Origin of the sequence: Lentzea sp. NPDC058436 (assembly GCF_042721515.1) — a bacterium.
Taxonomy (GTDB): domain Bacteria; phylum Actinomycetota; class Actinomycetes; order Mycobacteriales; family Pseudonocardiaceae; genus Lentzea.
In genome coordinates, this window is the sequence record NZ_JBHXLF010000018.1 from 118,812 (window position 1) to 141,165 (window position 22,354).

Genomic DNA, 22,354 nt, shown 5'->3' on the forward strand with positions numbered 1-22,354 from the left:
GAAACCGGTCTCACGACGGAGGCCGTCCCACTAGGGTCGCGACGCGTGAGCCGTCCGTCGTCAGACGACCAGCCGAACGTCCGCAACCGCGTCGAGAACAGCACCGTGAACGGCCAGGTCGTCCAGGCCGGGTCGATCTCCGGCGGCGTGCACCACCACACGACGAACGTGGGTTCGCAGCACATCACGGTGAACATGGGCGCTCCTGGCCACCCCGCGCGCGGTCCGGGGACCGCCGCGCGGCAGACCTGGGCCAACGTGGTGCTCCTCGCCAAGTTCGCGGCGGCCATGGCACCGCCGTTCCTCTTCTCCCTGGTGGTCGTCGGTGCCGTCAGAGCAGTCACTCCCGAAGCGCATTTCGGCGTGCAACTGTTCCTCGTCGTGGTGGTGCTGGCGCTGGTGATGGCGGCGATCGCCCCGTGGCGGGTGCTGCGCGAGCGCGGACTCGCCGGATTGCTGGTGGCGACGCTCGACAGGACGATCCCGCGCTTCATGGCGGCACAGCCCATGAGCGCGCTGGTCCAGTACTGCCTCTACCTCGCGGCCTGGGCGGCGTTGTGGGTGTACGTGCTGGTCAGGGGACCGTCGGCGAACTCGGACCCTCCGGAAGGCGCCACCTCGATCTTCGTGTTCACCTTCATCACCCTGTTCGGCGCCCAGACCGCGCGAGTGATCGCACGGCGCCGCCGAGTTGGGTAGAAGTAGGTCATGTCCGCTGATGACGACGCCCGCCGCCTTCAAGCCGCGGATCCGACAGGCTGGTTCGAGAAGCTCTACGCGGAGGCCACCGCCGGCACGGCCGCCGTTCCGTGGGACGTCCCGACCCCGCAACCGCACCTCGTCGAGTGGGCGGACGGCGTCGTCGGCACCGGCCGGCGCGCGCTGGTCGTGGGCTGCGGCTACGGCCGTGACGCCGAGTTCCTGGCCACGCTGGGGTTCGAGGTGACCGCGTTCGACATCTCCCCCACCGCCGTCGCGGCCGTCCGGGAGCGCCACCCCGGCTCGTCCGTCTCCTACGTGGTCGCCGACCTGCTGAACCCGCCCGCCGAGTGGCACCGCGCGTTCGACCTCGTCGTGGAGAACATGACGGTGCAGGCGCTGCCCGTCGGCCTGCACGCCGAGGCGTCGAAGCAGGTGTCGGCGCTGACGGGCTCCGAACTGCTCGTGCTCGCCGTGGCGCGCGACGAGGGTCCCGATCCGGACGGTCCGCCGTGGCCGCTCACGCCCGCCGAGGTCGAGGCGTTCGCGGGCGACGGTCTCACCCCGCGTTCGATCAGGCGCGACAACGGCCGGTGGGTGGCGGAGTTCGTTCGACAAGTGGCCATGAACTGACCACTTATGACGGACTTCTGCCGCTTAGCGTGAATCATGCTCGTTCGTCGGCTGCTCGCCCGTCTGCTCGACTGGCTCCTGGTGCTGGTCGTGGCGTGGCCGTTGGTCCACGAACCGGTGCTGGTGGTTCTGTGCGCGGTGGCGTACGACTTCCTGCTGCTTCGGCTCAACACCCTCGGCAAGGCCCTCACGGGGTTGCGCGTGGTGGGCCCCGCGTCCGGCCTGAGCCTCAGGCGAGCGCTGACCCGCACGCTCATCACGACCGCGTTGCCCGGGACGGGGCTGGTGCTCGTGCTGACCGGTCTGGGCTGGCGGGAGCCCGCGCTGATGGCGGGCCTCGGCTGGCAGCAGCCTTGGGTCGTCATCGGCGAACACGTCGCCATCGGGTCGGCGGGCTGGCTCGCCTCGTTGCTACTAGTAGGTGGGTTCGCGCTGCTCTCGCTCTCCGTTGTGGAGGCTTTGGACCTGCGGGGCACGCGGACGTGGCACGACCGCAAGGCGGGCACGGCCGTGGTGCGGCTCAAAGTCGCCGCTCGATGAACCTCAGCGCGTCCGGCAGCACCCGGCGCCAGTAGCCCTCGCCGTGCTCACCGTGCTCGAACGAACCCTCCGCGCCCACCGCCTCCGCGAGCTCCCGCGCCGGGTCGTGGAACGGATCCTCGCGCCCGCACCACACGCCGACCGGTGACGTGATCCTCTCGCTGTGCCGCAACGGTTCGTGCGCCTCCCACACCTCACGCGACGCGAACCCGTCGATCCGCTCGGCGTCCTCCCACGACGGGAACAGCGCCGGGCTGATCGCGGCCACGGCCTTCAACGGCCGGCGGGACGCGATGTCGAGCACGCCGAACCCGCCCATCGACACGCCCAGCGCGGCCTCGAACGGCACGGGCGGCGTGAGGTTCACCCAGTAGTCCTCGCCGCCGTTGACCACCGCGCACCGCAACGCGCTCCCGTTGAGGAACCTCGGCAGCCCCAGTGCCTCCCACCAGCCGACGCCGCCGCCACGGCCGTGCAGCACGAGCACCGTCGGACCGGCCGTGCCCATCCACGCGCCCCACGGTGTGGGCTGAACGGGTACAGGTGCGACGTCCGGCACCACCCCGTCGGGGCCCGTCCAGCCGAGCAGCCGGCGGCCGCGCGGGGTGAGCGCGGCGTACGTCCCCGCTGCTCCTGCCAGCCCCACGCCCCCGAGCAGGACGGCGCGGCGAGAGATCCCCATGACCCCAAGTGGAACACAATGTGCGCCGATCATGACAAGCGTGGACACTCTGACACTGCCAGACCTGCACCGGCGGACCCAGGATTCCGGGATGGAATCAGACCGGGTTGGCGTTGTTTCAGCAGCGTAACAGGGGGTTGAACGATGGCAGTCGAGTCCTCACCGCCCCAGGTCACACCTGATGGCCGCGTCGAACTGAGCGACGTGGGTCCCATCAAGGACAGCAGGTTCTTCAACCCCGAACTCGCACCCGTGCCCGTCGAGCAGCGGACATGGACGACGTACAACTTCTTCGCGCTGTGGATGGGCATGGCGCACAACATCCCCAGCTACACGCTCGCGGCGTCGTTGATCGCGATCGGCATGGACTGGGTGCAGGCCTTCCTCACGATCACACTGGGCAACCTGATCGTGCTGGTCCCCATGCTGCTCAACAGCCACGCGGGCACGAAGTACGGCATCCCGTTCCCCGTGTTCGCCCGCGCCTTCTACGGCATCCGCGGCGCGAACCTGGTGGCGTTGCTGAGGGCGTTCATCGCGTGCGCCTGGTTCGGCATCCAGACGTGGGTCGGCGGCAAGGCGCTGCACGTGATCATCGGCCGGCTCGCCGGTGACGGGTGGACCAAGGCGTCGTCGATCGGCGGTCAGCCGTGGACGTTGTGGTTGTGCTTCTTCGGTTTCTGGGTCGTGCAGATGCTGGTGATCTGGCGCGGCATGGAGGCGATCCGGCGGTTCGAGAACTGGACGGCGCCGCTGGTCAGCGTCGGGTTCCTGATCCTGCTGGGCTACGTGCTGGTGAAGGCGGGCGGCTTCGGGCCGATCCTCGACGCGCCCAGCAAGCTCGGCTGGGGACCGGAGTTCTGGAAGCTCTTCTTCCCCGCGCTGATGGGCATGATCGCGTTCTGGTCGACGCTGTCGCTGAACATGCCGGACTTCACGCGGTTCGGCGGGTCGCAGAAGAAGCAGGTCACCGGGCAGATCCTCGGCCTGCCGACCACCATGTCGTTCATCGCGATCGTCGCGATCCTGACCACGTCGGGCGCGCAGGCGCTGTACGGCGAGGCGATCTGGGACCCTGCCGACCTCGCGTCGCGCTTCGACAGCACGTTCCTGGTGATCGTCGCGCTGATCTCGCTGGTGCTGGCCACGATCTCGGCGAACCTCGCGGCGAACGTCGTCAGCCCGTCCTACGACTTCTCGAACGCCTTCCCCAAGCGCATCACGTTCGCGGTCGGCGGCCTGATCACCGGTGTCGTCGGCATCGTGATCCAGCCGTGGCGGCTGATCTCCGACCCGAACATCTACATCTTCGCGTGGCTCGGGTTCTACGGCGGTCTGCTGGCGTCGGTGGCCGGTGTGTTCGTCGCCGGGTACTGGGTGATCAAGAAGACGCACCTGGAGCTCGCGGACCTCTACGCCGACGGCAGGGGCGCGTACTGGTTCAACGGCGGCTGGAACTGGCGTGCCGTGGTGGCGACGCTCGTGGGCTCGCTGCTCGCGGTCGGCGGCGCCCACGGCGGGCCGTTCCCGGCCGACGGGCTGATCCCGTTCCTCAAGCCCCTCTACGACTACAACTGGGTCGTCGGCTTCGCGGCCGGCTTCCTGGTCTTCCTCGCTCTGAAGGACAACACGGCAAAGGAGACGACCAGGTGAGCAACATCATCCGGGCGGCGCTCGTCCAGCAGAAGTGGACGGGCGACAAGGAGTCGATGATCGCGAACGCGGTCGAGCACATCCGCGCCGCCGCCTCCCAGGGCGCGCAGGTGCTGTGCCTCCAGGAGCTCTTCTACGGCCCGTACTTCTGCCAGGTCCAGGACGCCGACTTCTACTCCTACACCGAGTCCATTCCGGACGGACCGACCACGCAGCTGATGCAGGAAGTGGCCGCGCAGAACAATATCGTGCTGATCGTGCCGATGTACGAGGTCGAGCAGCCCGGCGTCTACTACAACACCGCGGCCGTGATCGACGCCGACGGCACGTACCTCGGCAAGTACCGCAAGAACCACATCCCGCAGGTGAAGGGGTTCTGGGAGAAGTTCTACTTCAAGCCCGGCAACCTCGGGTACCCGGTGTTCGACACCGCGGTCGGGCGGATCGGCGTCTACATCTGCTACGAGCGCCACTTCCCCGAGGGCTGGCGTGCACTGGGCCTGGCGGGCGCGAAGATCGTGTTCAACCCGTCGGCGACCTCTCGTTCGTTGAGCGAGTACCTGTGGAAGCTGGAGCAGCCCGCCGCGGCCGTCGCGAACGAGTACTTCGTCGGCGCGATCAACCGGGTGGGCGTGGAACCGCTGGGTGACAACGAGTTCTACGGCCAGACGTACTTCGTCTCGCCGCGCGGGCAGCTCGTCGGCGACGCGGCGTCGGACACCGAGGAAGAGCTCGTGGTGCGCGACCTCGACCTGGACCTGCTGACCGAGGTCCGCGACACGTGGGCGTTCTACCGCGACCGCCGCCCGGACACCTACGAGGGCCTGGTGAACCCGTGAGCACTCTCATCAAGAACGGCCTGGTGATCAACGCGACGGGCTCGCACGCCGCCGACGTGCTCATCGACGGCGAGCACATCGCGGCGCTGGTCACGCCGGGCTTCTCCGTGCAGGCGGACGAGGTGATCGACGCGGCGGGGAAGTACGTCATCCCCGGCGGCATCGACGCGCACACGCACATGGAGATGCCGTTCGGCGGGACCCAGTCTGCGGACACCTTCGAGACCGGCACTGTTGCGGCGGCGTGGGGCGGTACCACCACGATCGTCGACTTCGCCGTGCAGCCGAAGGGTTCGTCCCTGCTGTCCACTCTGGACAAGTGGCACAGCAAGGCGGACGGCAACTGCGCGGTCGACTACGGCTTCCACATGATCATCTCCGACGTGACCGACGAGTCGCTCAAGGAGATGGAGTCGTGCATCGCGGCCGGCGTGAACAGCTTCAAGATGTTCATGGCCTACCCCGGCGTGTTCTACGCGACGGACGGCGAGATCCTGCGCGCCATGCAGAAGGCGCGCGAGACCGGCGCCACGATCATGATGCACGCCGAGAACGGCATCGCGATCGACCAGCTCGTCGCGCAGGCGCTCGCGTCGGGCCTGGGCGACCCGGTGCAGCACGGCCTGACCCGGCCGCCGGAGCTGGAGGGCGAGGCGACGTCCCGCGCGATCCAGCTGGCTCGCGTGACCGGTTCTCCGCTGTACATCGTGCACCTGTCGGCGTCGCAAGCGCTTGACGCCGTGACGGCCGCGCGCGACACGGGTCAGAACGTGTTCGCCGAGACGTGCCCGCAGTACCTCTACCTGTCGCTGGAGGACCTGGCCAAGCCCGGTTTCGAGGGCGCGAAGTACGTGGCCTCGCCTCCGTTGCGCCCCAAGGAACACCAGTCGTCGTTGTGGCGCGGCCTGCGGACGAACGACCTGTCCGTGGTGAGCACCGACCACTGCCCGTTCTGCTTCAAGGACCAGAAGCAGCTGGGGCTGGGCGACTTCTCGAAGATCCCGAACGGCATGCCCGGCGTCGAGCACCGCGTCGACCTGCTGCACCAGGGCGTCGTGAAGGGCGAGATCACCCGCGAGCGCTGGGTCGAGATCGTCTCCACGACCCCGGCGCGCATGTTCGGCATGTACCCGCGCAAGGGCGTGATCGCACCGGGAGCCGACGCGGACGTGGTGGTCTACGACCCGTCGGCCACGCAGACGATCTCCGCCGAGACCCACCACATGGCCGTGGACTACTCGGCCTACGAGGGCTTCGAGGTCACCGGCCGCGTCGACACGGTGTTCTCGCGGGGCCGCAAGGTGATCGCGGACGGCGCGTACCACGGCTCGACCGGTCACGGCCGCTTCGTGCAGCGCGATCTCAACCAGTACCTCGTCTGAGAGGAGGTCCACTGTGGACTTCGGTGTAGTGCTGCAGACCGACCCGCCGGCACGGGACGTGGTGGAGGGCCTCCGCGCGGCCGAGGACTGCGGCTTCCGCTACGGCTGGACGTTCGACTCCTGCGTGCTGTGGCAGGAGCCGTTCGTCATCTACTCGCAGGTGCTCTCCGCCACCCGCGACCTGGTCATCGGCCCGATGGTGACCAACCCGTCGACCCGCGACTGGTCGGTCACGGCGTCGTTGTTCGCGACGCTGAACGACATGTTCGGCAACCGCACGGTCTGCGGCATCGGCCGCGGCGACTCGGCGCGTCGCGTGATCGGCCAGAAACCGGCGTCGCTCGCGACACTGGGCTCCGCGATGCACGTGATCAAGGAGCTGGCGGAGGGACGGGAGGTCGAGCACCACGGCACACCGGTCCAGATCCCGTGGGTGCGCAACGGAAAGCTGGAGATGTGGATGGCCGCGTACGGGCCTCGCGCGTTGAAGATGGTCGGTGAGCAGGCCGACGGCTTCATCCTGCAGACCGCGGACCCGGACATCGCCCGCTGGACGATCGGCTCGGTCCGCGAGGCCGCTGAGGCCGCCGGGCGTGACCCGTCGGCGATCACGATGTGCGTGGCGGCACCGGCCTACGTGGGCACGGACCTCGCGCACCAGCGCGACCAGCTGCGGTGGTTCGGCGGCATGGTCGGCAACCACGTCGCGGACCTCGTCGCGCGGTACGGGGACTCGGGCGTCGTGCCCAAGGCCCTGACCGACTACATCAAGGACCGCGAGGGCTACGACTACGCCCACCACGGCAAGGCGGGCAACCGTTCCACGGACTTCGTGCCGGACGCGATCGTGGACCGCTTCTGCCTGGTCGGACCCGAGTCGGCGCACGTGGAACGGTTGCAGGAGCTCAAGGAGATCGGGGTCGACAACTTCGCGCTGTACCTGATGCACGACGAGAAGGACAAGACGCGGGACGCCTACGGGTCTGCTGTCATCCCCGCTGTCTAGCCGGTCAGCGGACCGTGCGGGTCTCCCCGTCCCAGGGCTGGCCGAGCGTCGGCATGAGCTCGGCCAGCTGCAGCGGGTACACGGTGTCCTCCGCGGCTTCCAACTCCGCGGCACTCCACCACCGGTGCGCGGTGATCGAGGTTTCCTCGACGTCGTTGAACCCCGACGTGTCTACGGTCAGGTCGCCGTCCACGGAGGCGTAGAAGAACCATTCCTCCGCGTCGAACGTCTCCCCACCGAAGCTGAACACAGCACGCCTGCGCCACACGGGCCCGATCAGCTGGTCGGGCGTCAGCGTCAGGCCGGTCTCCTCGAAGGCCTCGCGCAGCGCCGTGTCCCGCAGCTCCTCGCCCTCCTCGACACCGCCGCCGACCGTGAACCAGAACGACTCCTGCGGGCGGGCGGGGTCGAAGCCCTGGAACAGCAGCACACGGCCGGCCGAGTCCGTCAGCACCACTCGCGCGGACGGGCGGGGCCGCAGCATCACGGCGTCGGACGGGGCGGTGGGTTCGGCGATCTCGAAGTACGACGGTTGCGGGGCGGTGCCGGCCAGCCGCAGCCAGCGGACAACCCGGCGTCGGCGCAGCAGGAGGGTGTCGCGGACGGCGTCGTTGTGGACCCGGCGGGCCAGCACGACCCGTTCCTCGGCGTCGGCGAGCTCAAAAGCCATTGCTGGAGCCAAAGTCCTGCGGTCCAGGGCGCCCAGCAGACCCGAGAGCTCGTTCTCGGTCTGTTCGCGGTCGGCACGCGACGCCGACTCGGCACGGGAGGCCGCGGCGGACAGCGCGGGATCGAGCAGGGCGCGGACGACGACCGCGCGGCGGGCCAGCGCGGCGTCCACGGCGGCCCAGGCCGCGTCGGTGCGGACGTGGAGGCGGTCGAGGCGGTTCGCGATCGACAGGATCCAGACGGCGAGCAGCGACGCCACCAGAACGACGATCAGGCCGGTGGTCATGCTTCGCTCACCCGGCGCGGGTCGGCGGCGATGGCGGTCTCGTAGACGCGCAGCACCTGGCTCGCGACGACGGACCAGTCGAAGGCCTGCACCCGTTGCGACGCGAGGTCGACGTACTCGGCGCGCAACGCCGAGTCGCGCAGCACCGAGCGCAGCGCGTCGGCCAGTGCGGACGCGTCGCCCACCGGGAACAGCACGCCCGCCTTGCCGTCGTCCAGCACGCGCCGGAACGCGTCCAGGTCCGACGCCACCACGGCGGTGCCGGCGGACATGGCCTCGGTCAGGATGATGCCGAACGACTCGCCGCCGGTGTTCGGGGCGACGTAGACGTCCAGCGAGCGCAGCATGCGGGCCTTGTCCTCGTCGCTGACCTGGCCCAGCAGGTCGACCCTGGACGCGTGGGGCCCGTCGAACGGGTTCTCGCCGCGGCCCACGACCAGCAGGCGCAGGTCGGGGAACTCGTCGGCGATCAGGCCGAACGCCTCCCACAGGATCGGCATGCCCTTGCGCGGCTCGTCGTAGCGGCCGACGAAACCGATCGTGCCGCCGGACCGCGGGTAGTCGTCCAAAGTGGACGCGGAGGCGAAGAAGTCGACGTCGACGCCGTTCGGGATCTCCACCGCGTCGCCGCCGAGGTGCTCGACCTGGACGCGCCGTGCCAGCGCCGACACGGCGATGCGGGCCGTGACCTTCTCCAGGAACGGCTGCAGCACGCCCTGGAACGCCGACAGCATCTTGGAGCGCGGCGTCGAGGTGTGGAAGGTGGCGACGATCGGCCCGTCGGCGACCACCAGCGCCAGGAACGACAGCGAGGGCGCCGTCGGTTCGTGCAGGTGCAGGACGTCGAACTGGTGCTCGTCGATCCAGCGGCGCACCCGCGCGTACGAGACGGGGCCGAAGCTCAGACGTGCCACCGAACCGTTGTAGGGGATGCCGACCGCACGGCCGGCGGAGGTGACGAACTCCGGCAGCTTCTGGTCGTCGTCGGCCGGCGCGAGCACGTTCACCTCGTGGCCCAGGCCGATCAGGGCGCGGGCGAGGTCGACGACGTGCGCCTGCACTCCCCCTGGCACGTCGAGAGAGTAAGGGCAGACGATGCCTACCTTCACCGCGCGAGCCTCCTGGCCAGCGCGGCGCGGCGGCCCTCCGGCAGGTCGGAGAGCCAGAGCTTCTGCAGCATGTGCCAGTCGGCGGGGTGCGCGGCGATGTCGGCGGCGAACACGTCCGCGACGGCCTGCGTGGCGGTCTGGACGTTGCTCACCTTGATCGGCGGGTGGATGCGGAAGTGCCAGCCGTCCTCGGTGAACCAGCACCCGACCGGCAGCAGCGCGGCCCCCGTCGTCGACGCGAGGTGGGCGGGGCCCGCAGGCATCAGCGTCTGCTCGCCGAAGAACGTCACGGGCACACCGGACGTCGTCAGGTCCCTGTCGGCCAGCAGGCACACGACCTTGTTGTCGCGCAGGCGTTCGGCCAGCACCGTCGCGGGTGGACGGTCGCCGCCGTTGAGCGGCAGCACCTCGAAGCCGAGCGTCTCGCGGAAGTCCAGGAACTTGCGGTACAGCGACTCGGGCTTGAGCCGCTCGGCGACCGTCGTGAACGTGCCGGAGTGGCCGACGAGCCAGACGCCCGCCATGTCCCAGTTGCCGCTGTGCGGCAGCGCCACGACCGCACCGGTGCCCGCCGCGATGGCGGCGTCGAGGTTCTCCACCCCGGACACCTGCGAGTCGCACTTCTCGTAGGCCGCCTTGAGGTCCATCGACGGCAGCCGGAACGCCTCGCACCAGTACCGCGCATAGGACCGCAGCGAGTCGCGCACCAGTTCGTCGAGCTCGTCCTCACCGGCCCGCGGCACAACGCGGCGGAGGTTCGCGCGCAACTGCGCGACACTCCCCCCACCCCGCTTCGCCGCGTAGTCGGCCCCGGCGCGGAACAACCCGCGCGCCCACGACTCCGGCAGCAGCCGGATCAGCCGCCACCCGGCGCTGTACCCGAGGGTCGCGAGGTTCACGCGGCCTCCCGCGCCGACTTCGCGACGGCGAAGATCCGCTGCAACACCGTGACGACGGTCATCGCCGCCAGCAGCCACAGCGAGATGTCCAGCAGGTACGGCACACCCAGCCCCTGCACGCCGGCGCCGATCAACGCGACGATGAACCGCTCGGCCCGCTCCGCCAGCCCGCCGTCAGCACTGAGCCCGGACGCGTCAGCGCGCGCCTTGACGTAGGAGATGACCTGCGAGGCCACCAGGCAGATGAACCCGGCCGCCGCCGTCCACCGGTTGCCGGTGTCGAACGCGTACCAGGTGAGCGCCGCGAACAGCGCCCCGTCCGCGATGCGGTCACAGGTGGCGTCGAGCACGGCACCGAACTTCGTGGGCCCCTGCGCGCGGGCCATGGCACCGTCGATGAGGTCGAGCAGCACGAAGAACGTCACCAGCGCACAGCCCAGGAAGAGCTGACCGCGGGGGATGAACCACAGCGCGCTCGCCACGGCACCGATCGTGCCGACCACGGTCACGGCGTTGGGCGTGAGGCCACGCGCCAGCAGCCACGCCCCGATCGGATCGGTGACGCGCGAGACGGACGCGCGAGCGAAGATGTTCAGCATGGCAGCCGCAGCCTAGCTGGACTGGTGAAACGCACGTGCCGCGGGTAAGCGCGGGAGTGGGACGGCCCTGGAGGCGGGGGCGATCGCGTTCGGCAGGGACGTGGGAGGTGGGGGTGCGGGCGGTGGGGGTGCGGGCGGTGGGGGTGCGGGCGGTGGGGGCGGGGGCGGCGGGGAGGCGCCGCGGGGGCAGGTGCTCGGGACGGTGGGGGCGCCGCAGAGACGGGTGCTCGGGACGGTGGGTGGCGCCGCGCGGATGGGGCGGTCAGGCGGTGGGTCGGCGAGCCGGGCACAGGGCTCACGTGCATGCGGAGCCTGGCAGCCGCGGAGCCCTTGGGGAGGCTCGGGCCGTGCGCGAGACACGGGCCCGTGGGCGCGTCGGCAAGTCACGCGTGTAAAGCGGGCCGTGCGCGGGGTGCGCGCCATGCGCGCGACGCAGGCCATGCACGAAGTGCGGGCGAAGGCGCACCGTGCGCAAGACGCAAGCCGTGCGCGCGACGCAGGCCAGGCGCGCGAGGTGCGGGCCGTGCGCGCGAAGGTGCGCCGTGCGCGAGGTACAAACCATGCGCGCGTGAGGCGGGCCGCGCACAAACGCGGTCCGTGCGCGAGGTGCGGTCCGTGCGCGAAGTGCGGTCCGTGCGCGAAGTGCGGTCCGTGCGCGAAGTGCGGTCCGTGCACGCGAACATATGCCGTGCTTGGGGTGCGAGCCGTGCGCGCGAGAGGCGGGCCGTGCGCGGGGTGCGCGCGAAGCCGCGCTGTGCGCGAGGTGCGAGCCGTGCGCGAGACGCAGGCTGTGCGGGCCGTGCGCGGGGTGCGCGCGAAGGCGCGCCGTGCGCGAGACGCAGGCCGTGCGCGAGGAGCGGGCCGTGCGAGCGCCGTCTCGTCCCCTCGACAGCACCCGCGAACAGCCCGTCCAACCCCCTCGCTACAACCCCCTCGTCAAAATCCCTGGCCAAAATCCCTGGCCAACAACCCCTCAACCAACGCCCCACCGCGGACCGGCCCGCCGGCCAGGCAGTTCAAGTTCAGCCCAGCCGGCGGTGGTCCTCGGCGATGCGCTTCAACAACCCCTGCAACTCCTCCCCTCGCACCGCCAGCCGCTCCAGCCGGCTGAACAACCCGAGGTACTCGCGCACGTCCAGCGGGTCGGTGATGGTGGCGTTGCCGGTCAGCACGCTGACCGTGACGACGCGCTCGTCGTAGATGTGGAAACCGTGCAGGGCGACGACGTTCGCGTCGGCCGACCACGGCACCACGCCGAGGCGCACGTTCGGGCGGCGCTGCATGGCGATCAGGTGTTCCACCTGTTCCGCCATGAGTTCGGCCGAGCCCATCCGCCAGCGCAGCGCGCTCTCGGACAGCACGAACACGAACTGCTTCGCCAGGTCGTCCATACGGGAACGACGGGTGCGCAGGGCGGCCACCGCGGCCTCCTGCTCCGAATGCGGCATCGTCCCCAGCACGATCCTCAGGTAGGACTCGGACTGCAGCAGCGAGGGGACCAGGTTGACCTGGAAGAACCTCGACGTCGCGGCCCGCGCCTCCACGCGGCTGATCGTCTGCTGGTGGCGGTGCGCTCCTCGGTGCAGCACGACGCGGCGGGTTTCCGCCTCCGCGTGCAGCGACCTGGCGAGTTCGACCAGTTCGATGCGCGTCTCTCTCGCGGCGGCCAGTTCCGCCACGAGACGCTCCACATCCGTCACGGACGGGAGCAGCATGCCGTTCTCGATCTTCGACAGCTTTGACTGGCTCATCCCGGTGGCACGGGCGGTGGCCGTGCCGGTCATCTTCGCCTCGGTGCGCAACCGGCGTAGTTCACGCGAAAGCCGCTCTCTCGCTAATCGCGAACGCTCAGGTGCGGTCATGTTCGCACCGTAACCATTCGCACACGGTGAGACGATCGGCCATAGGCGGGGACTTGACTCGCAGTTGACACCTCCAGGTGGGTGATCTCACGCACCTGGAATCGCTTTGTGCTGGCGTTACGTCTCGATCAGAGCGAGAAATGCACCCGAAAGAAGTAATCTAAAGTCATTCCCGGTCACGTGGAAACGAGAACGATTGTCCAGTGGAGACAAGTCCAGTGGGTTTTGTCACTCTTTTGTCCATGAATTCGTACGGATTTCAAACACGCCGCCCGACTAAACGCGCCGTTTAGTCCGCAAAACGGCTCGAACACCGAGCCCGATGGCCCCGAAAATCAGCACGAAACCGATGAGACCCAGACCGGGGGCGTCGTCGTGGTGCGCGTACGTGATCGCGCCGACGCCGAGCGCGGCGACCGCGACACAACCCACCAGGAGCAGCAGCAAGCGAGGCATGGCTCAGACCATGCCTCGCAGATCTATCGAAAGTCAACAGATAGCTGCCGGAAAACGATCAGTCGACGGCCTTCCAGCCGTCGGCCAGCAGCTGGCGGGTCTCCCCCAGCAGCTGCGGCAGGACCTTCGTGTGCCCGATGACCGGCATGAAGTTCGCGTCCCCGCCCCACCGCGGCACCAGGTGCTGGTGCAGGTGGGCGGCGATCCCGGCGCCGGCGACCACGCCCTGGTTCATGCCGATGTTGAACCCGTGCGGCGCCGCCACGTGCCGCGCGACCGTCATGGCCTTCTGCGTGAACGCCGCGAGCTCCGCGGTCTCCGAGCCCGTCAGCTCGGTGTAGTCCGCCACGTGCCGGTACGGCAGCACCATCAGGTGGCCGGGGTTGTACGGGTACAGGTTCAGCAGCGCGAAGACCTCGGCCCCGCGCGCGACGATCAGACCGTCCTCGTCGGACAGTTCCACGACACGGCAGAACGGGCAGCCGGCGGGCTCGTCGCCCTCCGCCTTGCCCGCGCCCTGCACGTAGGACAGGCGGTGCGGGGTCCACAGGCGCTGCAACGCGTCCGGGACCCCCACACCGTCCTGAGAGGAGTACTCCGTCGTCACGAGAGCAGTTCCGCCGTGGGCGAGGCGTTCTCACGGCGCTGCACCCACTCGACGATCTGCTCGACGGCCCGCTCCACCGGCACGCCGTTGATCTGCGTGCCGTCGCGGAACCGGAACGACACCGCGTTCGCCTCCACGTCCTTGGCACCGGCCAGGAGCATGAACGGCACCTTCTGCATGGTGTGGTTGCGGATCTTCTTCTGCATGCGGTCGTCCGAGGCGTCCACGTCGACCCGGATGCCCTTCTTGCGCAGCACCTCGCGCACGGCGAACAGGTGGTCGGCGTTCTCGGACGTCACCGGGATGCCCATCACCTGGACCGGCGCGAGCCACGCCGGGAACGCGCCCGCGTAGTGCTCGGTCATCACGCCGAAGAAGCGCTCCACCGACCCGAACAGCGCGCGGTGGATCATGACCGGACGCACGCGCGAGCCGTCCGGGCCCGTGTACTCCAGTTCGAACCGCTCGGGCAGGTTGAAGTCGAGCTGGATGGTCGACATCTGCCAGGTGCGGCCGAGCGCGTCACGGCACTGCACCGAGATCTTCGGGCCGTAGAACGCGGCGCCACCGGGGTCGGGCACGAGCTCCAGGCCGGACTCCTGGGCGACCGACGCCAGGGTCTCCGTCGCCTCCTCCCAGATCTCGTCCGCACCCACGTACTTCTCGGGGTTCTTGGTCGAGAGCTCCAGGTAGAAGTCGTCGAGGCCGTAGTCGCGCAGCAGGTCGAGCACGAACGTCAGCAGCGACTTCAGCTCGTCGCGCACCTGGTCGCGGGTGCAGAAGATGTGCGCGTCGTCCTGCGTCATGCCGCGCACGCGGGTCAGGCCGTGCACCACACCGGACTTCTCGTACCGGTAGACGCCGCCGAACTCGAACATGCGCAGCGGAAGCTCGCGGTACGAACGGCCGCGCGACTTGAAGATCAGGTCGTGGAACGGGCAGTTCATCGGCTTCAGGTAGTAGTCCTGGCCCGGCTTGCGGACGGTGCCGTCCTCGTTCAGCTCGGCGTCGAGGTGCATCGCCGGGTACATGCCGTCCTTGTACCAGTCGAGGTGGCCGGAGACCTCGAACAGGTTGCCCTTGGTGATGTGGGGCGAGTAGACGAACTCGTAGCCCTCTTCGGTGTGCCGCTGGCGGGAGTAGTCCTCCATCGCCTTGCGGATGATGCCGCCCTTGGGGTGGAACACCGCGAGGCCGGAACCGATCTCGTCCGGGAACGAGAACAGGTCGAGCTCCACGCCCAGCTTGCGGTGGTCGCGGCGCTCGGCCTCGGCCAGGCGCTCCAGGTACGCGTCCTGCGCCTCCTGCGACTCCCACGCGGTGCCGTAGATGCGCTGCAGCTGCGGGTTGTTCTCGTTGCCGCGCCAGTACGCGGCGGCCACGCGGGTCAGCTTGAACGCCGGGATGTGCTTGGTGGTCGGCACGTGCGGGCCGCGGCACAGGTCGCCCCAGACCTGCTCACCGGAGCGCGGGTCGAGGTTGTCGTAGATCGTCAGCTCGCCGCCGCCGACCTCCATGACCTCGCTGGTGTCGACGTCGCTCTTGATGTCGACGAGCTCCAGCTTGAACGGCTCGGAGGCGAGCTCGGTCTTCGCGGAGTCGATCGACTCGACGACGCGGCGCGAGAACCGCTGCGAGGACTTGATGATCTGCTTCATGCGCTTCTCCAGCGCCTGCAGGTCCTCGGGCGTGAAGGGCTTCTCGACCTGGAAGTCGTAGTAGAAGCCGTCCTTCACGGGCGGGCCGATGCCGAGCTTGGCGTCGGGGAACTGCTGCTGCACGGCCTGCGCCAGCACGTGCGCCGCGGAGTGGCGCACGACGCTGCGGCCGTCCTCGGTGTCCGCGGCGACGGCCTCGACCTCGACGTCGACCTGCGGGGTCCACGACAGGTCGCGCAGGTGGCCCTCGGCGTCGCGCACGACGACGATCGCGTCGGAACCCTTGCCCGGCAGACCGGCCTCGCGCACGGCCGTGCCCGCCGTCGTCCCAGCCGGAACCACCACGCGCGGCGGGTTCTGGGCGACTGCTGGGCGCGACTCGGACACGGTGACTCCTAGTTCGGTGAATTGGGGTGTTCGGATCAGATGTTATCGGTGCTCAAGATGGACATGACGATCGCGTCGTGGAAGACGCCGTCCCAGAGCAGGGCGTCCCTCAACCGGCCCTCCTGGCGGAAGCCCAGTTTCTCGTAGACGTGGATCGCCCGTTCGTTGAAGTCGTACACCTCCAGGTCCACCCGGTGGAGGTCGCGCTCGTGGAACGCGTGGTCGAGGACGTGCTTGATCGCGATCGTCCCGTAGCCCTTGCCGAAACCGTCCCACATGGCGATCCGCAGGCCCGCGGAGCGGTTGTGCGGATCGATGGTGAGAACGACCTCGCCGAGGAACTCGCCGTCCTCGGTCATCGCACGCGTGTAGCGGTTCGGGTCGTTCAAGGTCCGCTCGATGTAGGCCTCGTAGTCCGCCAGCTCGAACGTCGCGTGCGTACCGGTGAGGCGGTCGACCTCGGCGTCGTTCGGACGGCTCGCGGCCATCGCCTGCGCGAACTCCCTGCGGAGCGGTACGAGTTCCATGGGTCCGATTGAAGCGCGCGGCCGCAACCGCTTTCTCTACGCACCGGCTTCTGAGTGGTTTTTCGGATGCGGTACGGCACCCCGGGCGAGCACCCTGTTGTCTCCCGGCCCGCCGAAAGGAGCACCGCCATGTCCGACCTGGTCGTCGAATGCCCGGTTCGCCTCACCGAGTCCAACCGGGACGAACTGCGACTGCTCTACGCCGACCTGCGCGACCACTACGCCCGCCGCGACGCCCGCAACGGCACGCGCACGACGTTGCACTTCCTGTGGACGGGAGTGCTCGACGACGAGACCTTCGGCGCCACCTACGCCGACCAGCGGCACGTTTTCGCTGGTTCGAGGCCCGTGATGAACTCCAGGCGCGACCAGGACGGGCTTCAGGAAACGAACAGGTGGCTGTCAGCCCCAGCTCAGCCGAGCGGCGCATCGTTGAGGACATGAGCGAGCAGGGACAGACGCCTCCGCCGAAGGAGCCGTCGAGCGACGAACCGCAGGCAGCCCGGCCTGCACCGGACCAGGCGACGACCCCGCTGCCGGCCGGGGCACCGGCCACGCCTGGCCAGCACCCGACCGCGGAGCTTCCAGCGACGGCCGCACCGCAACCGACCACCGAGCAGCCGGCCGCGGCGGCACCGGCAGCCGCTTCGGCGGCCGAACCCCCGCCCTCGGCCGCACAGGCACCCGCGGGACCGCCTCCGGCCGCGACCCCCGCGGCCGCGGTGCCGGCGGGCCGTGGACGGCGTTTCGTGCGCCACCGCGCCACCCAGCTGGTCGCGGTGGGCCTGCTGGGACTGGTCCTCGGCGGCGGCATCGTGGGAGCGGTCGCCGCCAACCGCCACGACCACCGGGGCGGCCCGGGCCAGGTCCGGATGTACGAGCGGGGCGAGCGCGGGCCTGACCGCGGCGGCGACCGCTTCGACCAGCGCGGCCCGTTCGGTGAACGGGGCGACAGGGGTGACCGCTTCGAGCGGTGACCGACCGAGCGCGCGACTCACGTTCCGATCCCCGACGACGTGAGTCGCGCGCTCCCCAAAGCCAGGAACGCGCGTCACCGCCGGATTAGTCCCCCTCGTTCTGCGGTGACGTGCGTTCCGCCCAAAAGCACCAGCGTCTGCGTCGATGTCCGGTCCGCGACACGGGCACCTAGTACGACTGCGGTCCCAGCCGGATCGCCAGCAGCTGGCGCCGCACCACCTTGCCGGTCGCGTTGCGCGGCAGCTGCGGCACGACCACGACCTCGCGCGGCACCTTGTGGCGCGCCAGCCGGGTGCGCACGAACTCGCGCAGCTCGCGCACGTCGATCCGCGTCCCCGCCACCGGCACCACGAACGCGCGCAACCGTTGCCCGTACTCGGGATCCGGCACGCCCAGCACCGCCGCGTCACGCACCCGGTAGTGCGTCATGAGCAGGTTCTCGACCTCGACCGGGTACACGTTCTCGCCGCCGGACACGATCATGTCGTCCTCGCGGCCGTCGAAGTAGAGCCTGCCGCTGGGGTCGAAGTGGCCGAGGTCGCCGGTCGCGACGAGCCCGTCGATCGAGTCCTTCTGCGTGCCGTCGGTGTAGAGGTCGACGGTGAGCGAGCCGCGCACGTAGATGCGGCCCGTCACGAACGACCGGGTGATGCGGGTGCCGTTCTCGTCGTAGATGCGCACGACGCAGTTGTGCGGCGGTAGGCCGACGCTGGACGGCGCGGCCTGGAGGTCCTCCGGCGTGGCGACGGTGGCGACGGCGACTTCCGTTGAGCCGTAGAGGTTGTAGAGCACCGGGCCGAGCACGGACTGGGTGCGTTCGACGAGGTCCGGCGTGATCGGGGCGCCGGACGAGAACACGACGTTCAGGTGCGACAGGTCGAACGAGTCGATCACGTGGCGGTCGAGCTCCATGATCCGCTGCAGCATGGTCGGCACCAGCACCAGCGTCGTGCAGCGCTGGCCCTGCACCGACCACAGCGTCTTGCGCGGGTCGAAACGGCGGTGCAGCACCGCGCGCGAGCCCAGCGACATCGCGAGCGTCAGGTGCGAGTAGCCGACGGAGTGGAAGATCGGCGCGGCGATGAACGTCGACTCGCCCGAGTGCATCGGGATGCGGTCGAGGAAGTCGGACGCGGTCAGCACCGACTTGATCTCGCGGGCCGTGCCCTTCGGGGTGCCGGTGGTGCCGGAGGTCAGCTGGATCACGACGCCCGGTTCGCGCGGCGGTTCCAGTTCGCCGCGCGGCGCCTTGGCCACCAGCTGGTCGAGCGTCGGCGTGCGGCGGTCCAGTCCGTCGCGCGACCACGAGAGCCAGCGCGGGATCGACGGCGGCAGCTGGTGGAACAGCGGGGTGAACTCCTCGTCGTGGATGACGAGGGACGCGCGTTCGCGTTGCAGCAGGTCCATGACTACCGGGGCGCCGAAGCCGGTGTTCACCAGCAGCACGCGCACGCCGAGCTTCGCGCACGCCAGCAGCGACTCGACCATGCCCCGGTGGTTGCGGCACATCAGCGCGACGATGTGGGTGTGCTGCACTCCCAGCGAGCGCAGGCCCTGCGCGATCGCGTTTGAACGTCTGTCCAGCTGGCGGTAGGTGACAGAGCCTCGTTCGTCGACGATCGCGACGCCGTCGGGGTTCAGCCGGACGGACCGGCGCAGCGCCGTCACGTTCGGTCCCCAGACCTTGACCTCCTGCAACGCCTGCATGGACATCTTGATGTTCGTGAGACTGACCATGCCCGCGTCGGACAAGACGCGGAGTGAGTGCACCCGGCCCATGGCGTCGCGAAACACCTTGCGCAACCCTGGCATCAACAGCTCCTCGCGCTGCAAGTCCCCGAGGTATTCGGACGGTAACTGTCCGCAAGGCTCACGCCAAGCCTTGTTCCATGCGGAATTCGCATGACAACAGGACATTTAAGCCTGCAAACGTTTTCAGATTGCCCGCAACCTGCCCGGTCACTGTCTCACACTGCTGCGTTCGCCGGAGTCTGACCGGTCAGACCAGGAAGCCGCGCAACAACGACGCCGTCCCGTCGAGGTGCTCCGCCATCGCCTGGCGGGCCGCCGTGGGGTCTCCGTCCAAAATGGAGGCGATGATGCGCTCGTGCTGGGCGTTGGAGTGCGCGAGGTTCGGTTCGAGCAGCGGGATGTGGTCGAGCAGCTCGTTGGCGCGCATCCGCGACTCGGCGACGGCGGCGGTCAGCGCCGCGGACCCGGTCGCCTCGGCGATCGCGAGGTGCAGCCGCGAGTCCTTGCGCCGATATTCGGCAAGCGTTGAAGTGGACGCTTCTTCCAGACGAGCGCGCAACCCCCGCCGTTCGGCAGGGCCCAGCGACCGTCCCGCCGCCGTCTCCGCGGCTCCGGTCTCCAGCACCTTGCGCAACGTCAGCACGTCGTGGAGGTCGCCGAACTCCTTGCCGGGGGCCGACTTCGGCAGCGCGGTCTTGACGAACGTGCCGCCGTACCGTCCCCTTCGCGACTCGACGTAATGGTTCTCCTGCAACGACCTGATGGCCTCGCGCACGGTCACCCGGCTCACGCCGAGCCGGGTGGCCAGGTCCCGTTCGGACGGCAGCCTCTCCCCCGGCGCGACGACGCCGAGCCGGATGGACTGCATGAGCCGTTCGACGGTCTCCTCGAAGGCGTTGCCCGCCCGCACCGGGCGGAACAACGCCTCCTGCGCGTGCTCCACCATCTAGAGCGGTGTCACGTACGCGCCGGCGATGCCGCCGTCCACGAGGAAGTTCGACGCCGTCATGAACGACGAGTCGTCGGACGCCAGGAACGCGACCGCGGCGGCGATTTCCTCAGGTTCGGCGAACCGGCCGAGCGGCACGTGGACGAGACGCCGTGCCGCGCGCTCCGGGTCCTTCGCGAACAGTTCGCGCAGCAGCGGGGTGTTGACCGGGCCGGGTGACAGGGCGTTGACGCGGATGCCCTCGCGCGCGAACTGCACGCCGAGCTCACGCGACATCGCGAGCACGCCGCCCTTCGACGCCGTGTAGGAGATCTGCGACGTCGCCGCGCCCATCGTCGCGACGAACGACGCGGTGTTGATGATCGAGCCCTTGCCGTTCGCCTGCATGTGCGGGATGGCGTACTTGCAGCACAGGTAGACCGACGTGAGGTTCACCTTCTGGACGCGTTCCCAGGCCTCGATGCCGGTCGTCAGGATCGAGTCGTCGTCGGGCGGCGAGATACCGGCGTTGTTGAAGGCGATGTCCAGCTTGCCGTAAGTGTCCACAGTGGTCTGGAAGAGCGCCTTGACCTGTTCCTCGTCGGTCACGTCGACCTGGACGAACAGCCCGCCGACCTCGTCCGCGACCGCCTTGCCGGTGGCGGGGTCGAGATCGGCGACGACGACCTTCGCGCCCTCGCTCGCGAACCTGCGCGCGGTCGCGAGACCGATGCCGCTGCCGCCACCCGTCACGACGGCCACGCGGCCCTCGAGTCGCTGCACCATCTTGTGTTCTCCTTGCTCGGGTGTGACCGGAAATCAGGTGGCTATGAAGACGTTCTTGACCTCGGTGAAGGCGTCCAGCGCGTCGGGGCCGAGCTCACGGCCGAGCCCGGACTGCTTCACGCCGCCGAACGGCGTCCAGTAGCGGACGGACGAATGCGAGTTCACCGACAGGTTTCCGGCCTCGACGGCACGGGACACCCGGATGGCGCGGCCGACGTCGTTCGTCCAGATCGACCCGGACAGGCCGTACTCGGAGTCGTTCGCGATCCTGATCGCGTCGGCCTCGTCGGTGAACGGCAGCACGACGACGACCGGTCCGAAGATCTCCTCGGTGACCGTCGGGTGGTCCGCGGGAGGCGTCAGGACCGTGGGCGGGAACCAGAAGCCCGGTCCGTCCGGCGCCGTGCCGCGGAACGCCACGTGCTCGTCGTCTGGGACGTAAGACGCGACCTTGCCGAGGTGCGCGGCGGTGATGAGCGGCCCCATCTCGGTCGCCTCGTCGCCGGGCTCACCGACCTTGACGCCCTTGACGGCGGGCTCCAGCAGTTCCATGAACCGGTCGTAGACACTCGCCTGCACGAGGATCCGCGACCGCGCGCAGCAGTCCTGACCGGCGTTGTCGAACACCCCGTACGGCGCGGTGGCGGCCGCCTTCTCCAGGTCGGAGTCCGCGAAGACGATGTTGGCGGACTTGCCGCCCAGTTCCAGGGTCACCCGCTTCACCTGGTCCGCGCAGCCGGCCATGATCTGCTTGCCGACCTCGGTGGAGCCGGTGAAGACGACCTTGCGCACCAACGGGTGCGTGACGAACCGGTTGCCGACGACGCTGCCCTTGCCCGGCAGCACCTGGAACACGCCCTCCGGGATGCCGGCCTCCAGCGCGAGCTCGCCGAGGCGGATCGCGGTCAGGGGCGTCACCTCGGCCGGCTTGAGCACGACCGTGTTGCCCGCGGCCAGCGCGGGCGCGAAACCCCAGCCCGCGATGGGCATCGGGAAGTTCCACGGCACGATCACGCCGACGACGCCGAGCGGTTCGTGGAAGGTGACGTCGAGCCCGCCCGCGACCGGGATCTGCTTGCCGAACTGGCGTTCCGGCGCGGCCGAGTAGTACTGGAGCACGTCGCGGACGTTGCCCGCCTCCCAGCGCGCGTTGCCGATGGTGTGGCCGGAGTTCTCGACCTCCAGCTGTGCCAGCTCCTCGACGTGCGCGTCGACGACCTCCGCGAACTTCCGCAGCAGCCGGGCGCGATCGCCGGGGGCGACGTTCCGCCAGCTCTCGAACGCCTTCTGCGCCCGGCCGATCGCCGCGTCCGTGTCGCCGAGGGTGGTGTGCGGGACGGACCGCACGACCTTCTCGGTGGCGGGGTTGACGACATCAAAGGTCACAGCGCTTCGCTCCTTGCCACGTCTACGAGTG

23 protein-coding genes are annotated in these 22,354 nt (G+C 69.4%); 9 read left to right on the plus strand and 14 right to left on the minus strand.

Features of this window, described 5'->3' with window-relative positions:
- The first annotated feature begins 45 nt into the window (after positions 1-45).
- The 3 genes from ACFWN2_RS37225 to ACFWN2_RS37235 are packed head-to-tail and all read left to right on the plus strand — an operon-like array spanning position 46 to position 1,872.
- On the plus strand, positions 46-699 hold the full coding sequence (locus ACFWN2_RS37225; protein ID WP_382435255.1) for a hypothetical protein: 654 nt from the start codon (positions 46-48) through the stop codon (positions 697-699).
- Between the two features lie 9 nt (positions 700-708).
- Positions 709-1,332 carry a class I SAM-dependent methyltransferase gene (locus ACFWN2_RS37230; protein ID WP_382435256.1) on the plus strand — a complete coding sequence of 208 codons (624 nt, stop codon included), beginning with the start codon at positions 709-711 and terminating at the stop codon, positions 1,330-1,332.
- A gap of 36 nt (positions 1,333-1,368) precedes the next feature.
- Positions 1,369-1,872 carry a hypothetical protein gene (locus tag ACFWN2_RS37235; protein WP_382435257.1) on the plus strand — a complete coding sequence of 168 codons (504 nt, stop codon included), beginning with the start codon at positions 1,369-1,371 and terminating at the stop codon, positions 1,870-1,872.
- Here ACFWN2_RS37235 and ACFWN2_RS37240 read toward each other — a convergent pair.
- Positions 1,853-2,554 (minus strand): hypothetical protein, encoded by a 702-nt coding sequence (locus ACFWN2_RS37240; protein WP_382435258.1) that lies wholly within the window; start codon positions 2,552-2,554, stop codon positions 1,853-1,855. The genes ACFWN2_RS37235 and ACFWN2_RS37240 overlap by 20 nt on opposite strands.
- Before the next feature lie 144 nt (positions 2,555-2,698).
- Here ACFWN2_RS37240 and ACFWN2_RS37245 point away from each other — a divergent pair, with 144 nt between their 5' ends.
- From ACFWN2_RS37245 to ACFWN2_RS37260, 4 genes are read left to right on the plus strand one after another with little or no spacing between them, the layout of a single operon-like run.
- Positions 2,699-4,207 carry an NCS1 family nucleobase:cation symporter-1 gene (locus ACFWN2_RS37245; RefSeq protein WP_382435259.1) on the plus strand — a complete coding sequence of 503 codons (1,509 nt, stop codon included), beginning with the start codon at positions 2,699-2,701 and terminating at the stop codon, positions 4,205-4,207.
- Positions 4,204-5,046, plus strand: coding sequence for a nitrilase-related carbon-nitrogen hydrolase (locus tag ACFWN2_RS37250; protein WP_382435260.1), 843 nt, complete (start codon positions 4,204-4,206; stop codon positions 5,044-5,046). The genes ACFWN2_RS37245 and ACFWN2_RS37250 overlap by 4 nt, the downstream gene beginning before the upstream one ends.
- Entirely contained in the window at positions 5,043-6,428 is a 1,386-nt protein-coding gene (gene hydA / locus ACFWN2_RS37255; RefSeq protein WP_382435261.1) for a dihydropyrimidinase, read from the plus strand. The genes ACFWN2_RS37250 and hydA overlap by 4 nt, the downstream gene beginning before the upstream one ends.
- A gap of 13 nt (positions 6,429-6,441) precedes the next feature.
- Positions 6,442-7,434: a TIGR03842 family LLM class F420-dependent oxidoreductase gene (locus ACFWN2_RS37260; protein WP_382435262.1), complete on the plus strand. Its 993-nt coding sequence runs from the start codon at positions 6,442-6,444 to the stop codon at positions 7,432-7,434.
- Between the two features lie 4 nt (positions 7,435-7,438).
- Here the strand turns inward: ACFWN2_RS37260 and ACFWN2_RS37265 are convergent, their stop codons facing one another.
- The 9 genes from ACFWN2_RS37265 to ACFWN2_RS37305 all read right to left on the minus strand — a co-directional run bounded on the left by ACFWN2_RS37265 (position 7,439) and on the right by ACFWN2_RS37305 (position 16,493).
- A complete protein-coding gene (locus ACFWN2_RS37265; RefSeq protein WP_382435263.1) occupies positions 7,439-8,389 on the minus strand; it encodes an NUDIX hydrolase in 951 nt (316 codons plus the stop codon).
- The gene (locus tag ACFWN2_RS37270; protein WP_382435264.1) at positions 8,386-9,498 is read right to left on the minus strand and encodes a glycosyltransferase family 4 protein; all 1,113 of its coding nucleotides are present in this window, start codon (positions 9,496-9,498) and stop codon (positions 8,386-8,388) included. Before ACFWN2_RS37270 ends, ACFWN2_RS37265 begins: the two co-directional genes overlap by 4 nt.
- Positions 9,495-10,397 carry a phosphatidylinositol mannoside acyltransferase gene (locus ACFWN2_RS37275; RefSeq protein ID WP_382435265.1) on the minus strand — a complete coding sequence of 301 codons (903 nt, stop codon included), beginning with the start codon at positions 10,395-10,397 and terminating at the stop codon, positions 9,495-9,497. Before ACFWN2_RS37275 ends, ACFWN2_RS37270 begins: the two co-directional genes overlap by 4 nt.
- A complete protein-coding gene (pgsA, locus tag ACFWN2_RS37280) occupies positions 10,394-10,996 on the minus strand; it encodes a phosphatidylinositol phosphate synthase (protein ID WP_382435266.1) in 603 nt (200 codons plus the stop codon). The genes ACFWN2_RS37275 and pgsA overlap by 4 nt, the downstream gene beginning before the upstream one ends.
- 1,022 nt (positions 10,997-12,018) lie before the next feature.
- Entirely contained in the window at positions 12,019-12,858 is an 840-nt protein-coding gene (locus tag ACFWN2_RS37285; RefSeq protein WP_382435267.1) for a helix-turn-helix domain-containing protein, read from the minus strand.
- A gap of 276 nt (positions 12,859-13,134) precedes the next feature.
- Positions 13,135-13,314, minus strand: a complete 180-nt coding sequence (locus tag ACFWN2_RS37290; protein WP_382435268.1) for a hypothetical protein — start codon at positions 13,312-13,314, stop codon at positions 13,135-13,137.
- A gap of 58 nt (positions 13,315-13,372) precedes the next feature.
- A complete protein-coding gene (locus ACFWN2_RS37295; protein ID WP_382435269.1) occupies positions 13,373-13,921 on the minus strand; it encodes an HIT family protein in 549 nt (182 codons plus the stop codon).
- Positions 13,918-15,966 carry a threonine--tRNA ligase gene (thrS, locus tag ACFWN2_RS37300; RefSeq protein WP_382435270.1) on the minus strand — a complete coding sequence of 683 codons (2,049 nt, stop codon included), beginning with the start codon at positions 15,964-15,966 and terminating at the stop codon, positions 13,918-13,920. Before thrS ends, ACFWN2_RS37295 begins: the two co-directional genes overlap by 4 nt.
- Before the next feature lie 35 nt (positions 15,967-16,001).
- Entirely contained in the window at positions 16,002-16,493 is a 492-nt protein-coding gene (locus tag ACFWN2_RS37305) for a GNAT family N-acetyltransferase (RefSeq protein WP_382435271.1), read from the minus strand.
- Between the two features lie 129 nt (positions 16,494-16,622).
- On the opposite strand from ACFWN2_RS37305, the gene ACFWN2_RS37310 reads away from it, so the two are divergent.
- Together ACFWN2_RS37310 and ACFWN2_RS37315 are read left to right on the plus strand one after the other, a co-directional pair.
- Positions 16,623-16,937, plus strand: coding sequence for a hypothetical protein (locus ACFWN2_RS37310; protein ID WP_382435272.1), 315 nt, complete (start codon positions 16,623-16,625; stop codon positions 16,935-16,937).
- Entirely contained in the window at positions 16,934-17,470 is a 537-nt protein-coding gene (locus ACFWN2_RS37315) for a hypothetical protein (protein WP_382435273.1), read from the plus strand. The genes ACFWN2_RS37310 and ACFWN2_RS37315 overlap by 4 nt, the downstream gene beginning before the upstream one ends.
- 169 nt (positions 17,471-17,639) lie before the next feature.
- On the opposite strand, the gene ACFWN2_RS37320 is transcribed toward ACFWN2_RS37315, so the two are convergent.
- The 4 genes from ACFWN2_RS37320 to ACFWN2_RS37335 all read right to left on the minus strand — a co-directional run bounded on the left by ACFWN2_RS37320 (position 17,640) and on the right by ACFWN2_RS37335 (position 22,323).
- Positions 17,640-19,283, minus strand: a complete 1,644-nt coding sequence (locus ACFWN2_RS37320) for an AMP-binding protein (protein ID WP_382435274.1) — start codon at positions 19,281-19,283, stop codon at positions 17,640-17,642.
- A 187-nt stretch (positions 19,284-19,470) separates the two neighbouring features.
- Positions 19,471-20,169, minus strand: a complete 699-nt coding sequence (locus ACFWN2_RS37325; RefSeq protein ID WP_382435275.1) for a FadR/GntR family transcriptional regulator — start codon at positions 20,167-20,169, stop codon at positions 19,471-19,473.
- Positions 20,170-20,937, minus strand: a complete 768-nt coding sequence (locus tag ACFWN2_RS37330; protein WP_382435276.1) for a 3-oxoacyl-ACP reductase — start codon at positions 20,935-20,937, stop codon at positions 20,170-20,172. It abuts the gene before it with no gap.
- 33 nt (positions 20,938-20,970) lie between these two features.
- On the minus strand, positions 20,971-22,323 hold the full coding sequence (locus tag ACFWN2_RS37335) for an aldehyde dehydrogenase family protein (protein ID WP_382435277.1): 1,353 nt from the start codon (positions 22,321-22,323) through the stop codon (positions 20,971-20,973).
- Positions 22,324-22,354 lie beyond the last annotated feature (31 nt).

Bases quoted from the DNA above. Each gene is read 5' to 3' on its own strand.
- ACFWN2_RS37290 (WP_382435268.1), bottom strand. From the start codon at position 13,314: ATGCCTCGCTTGCTGCTGCTCCTGGTGGGTTGTGTCGCGGTCGCCGCG.
- ACFWN2_RS37245 (WP_382435259.1), top strand. From the start codon at position 2,699: ATGGCAGTCGAGTCCTCACCGCCCCAGGTCACACCTGATGGCCGCGTC.
- ACFWN2_RS37305 (WP_382435271.1), bottom strand. From the start codon at position 16,493: ATGGAACTCGTACCGCTCCGCAGGGAGTTCGCGCAGGCGATGGCCGCG.
- ACFWN2_RS37230 (WP_382435256.1), top strand. From the start codon at position 709: ATGTCCGCTGATGACGACGCCCGCCGCCTTCAAGCCGCGGATCCGACA.
- ACFWN2_RS37320 (WP_382435274.1), bottom strand. From the start codon at position 19,283: ATGCCAGGGTTGCGCAAGGTGTTTCGCGACGCCATGGGCCGGGTGCAC.
- ACFWN2_RS37285 (WP_382435267.1), bottom strand. From the start codon at position 12,858: ATGACCGCACCTGAGCGTTCGCGATTAGCGAGAGAGCGGCTTTCGCGT.
- ACFWN2_RS37330 (WP_382435276.1), bottom strand. From the start codon at position 20,937: ATGGTGCAGCGACTCGAGGGCCGCGTGGCCGTCGTGACGGGTGGCGGC.
- ACFWN2_RS37240 (WP_382435258.1), bottom strand. From the start codon at position 2,554: ATGGGGATCTCTCGCCGCGCCGTCCTGCTCGGGGGCGTGGGGCTGGCA.
- pgsA (WP_382435266.1), bottom strand. From the start codon at position 10,996: ATGCTGAACATCTTCGCTCGCGCGTCCGTCTCGCGCGTCACCGATCCG.
- ACFWN2_RS37235 (WP_382435257.1), top strand. From the start codon at position 1,369: ATGCTCGTTCGTCGGCTGCTCGCCCGTCTGCTCGACTGGCTCCTGGTG.
- ACFWN2_RS37315 (WP_382435273.1), top strand. From the start codon at position 16,934: ATGAGCGAGCAGGGACAGACGCCTCCGCCGAAGGAGCCGTCGAGCGAC.
- ACFWN2_RS37325 (WP_382435275.1), bottom strand. From the start codon at position 20,169: ATGGTGGAGCACGCGCAGGAGGCGTTGTTCCGCCCGGTGCGGGCGGGC.
- ACFWN2_RS37310 (WP_382435272.1), top strand. From the start codon at position 16,623: ATGTCCGACCTGGTCGTCGAATGCCCGGTTCGCCTCACCGAGTCCAAC.
- ACFWN2_RS37265 (WP_382435263.1), bottom strand. From the start codon at position 8,389: ATGACCACCGGCCTGATCGTCGTTCTGGTGGCGTCGCTGCTCGCCGTC.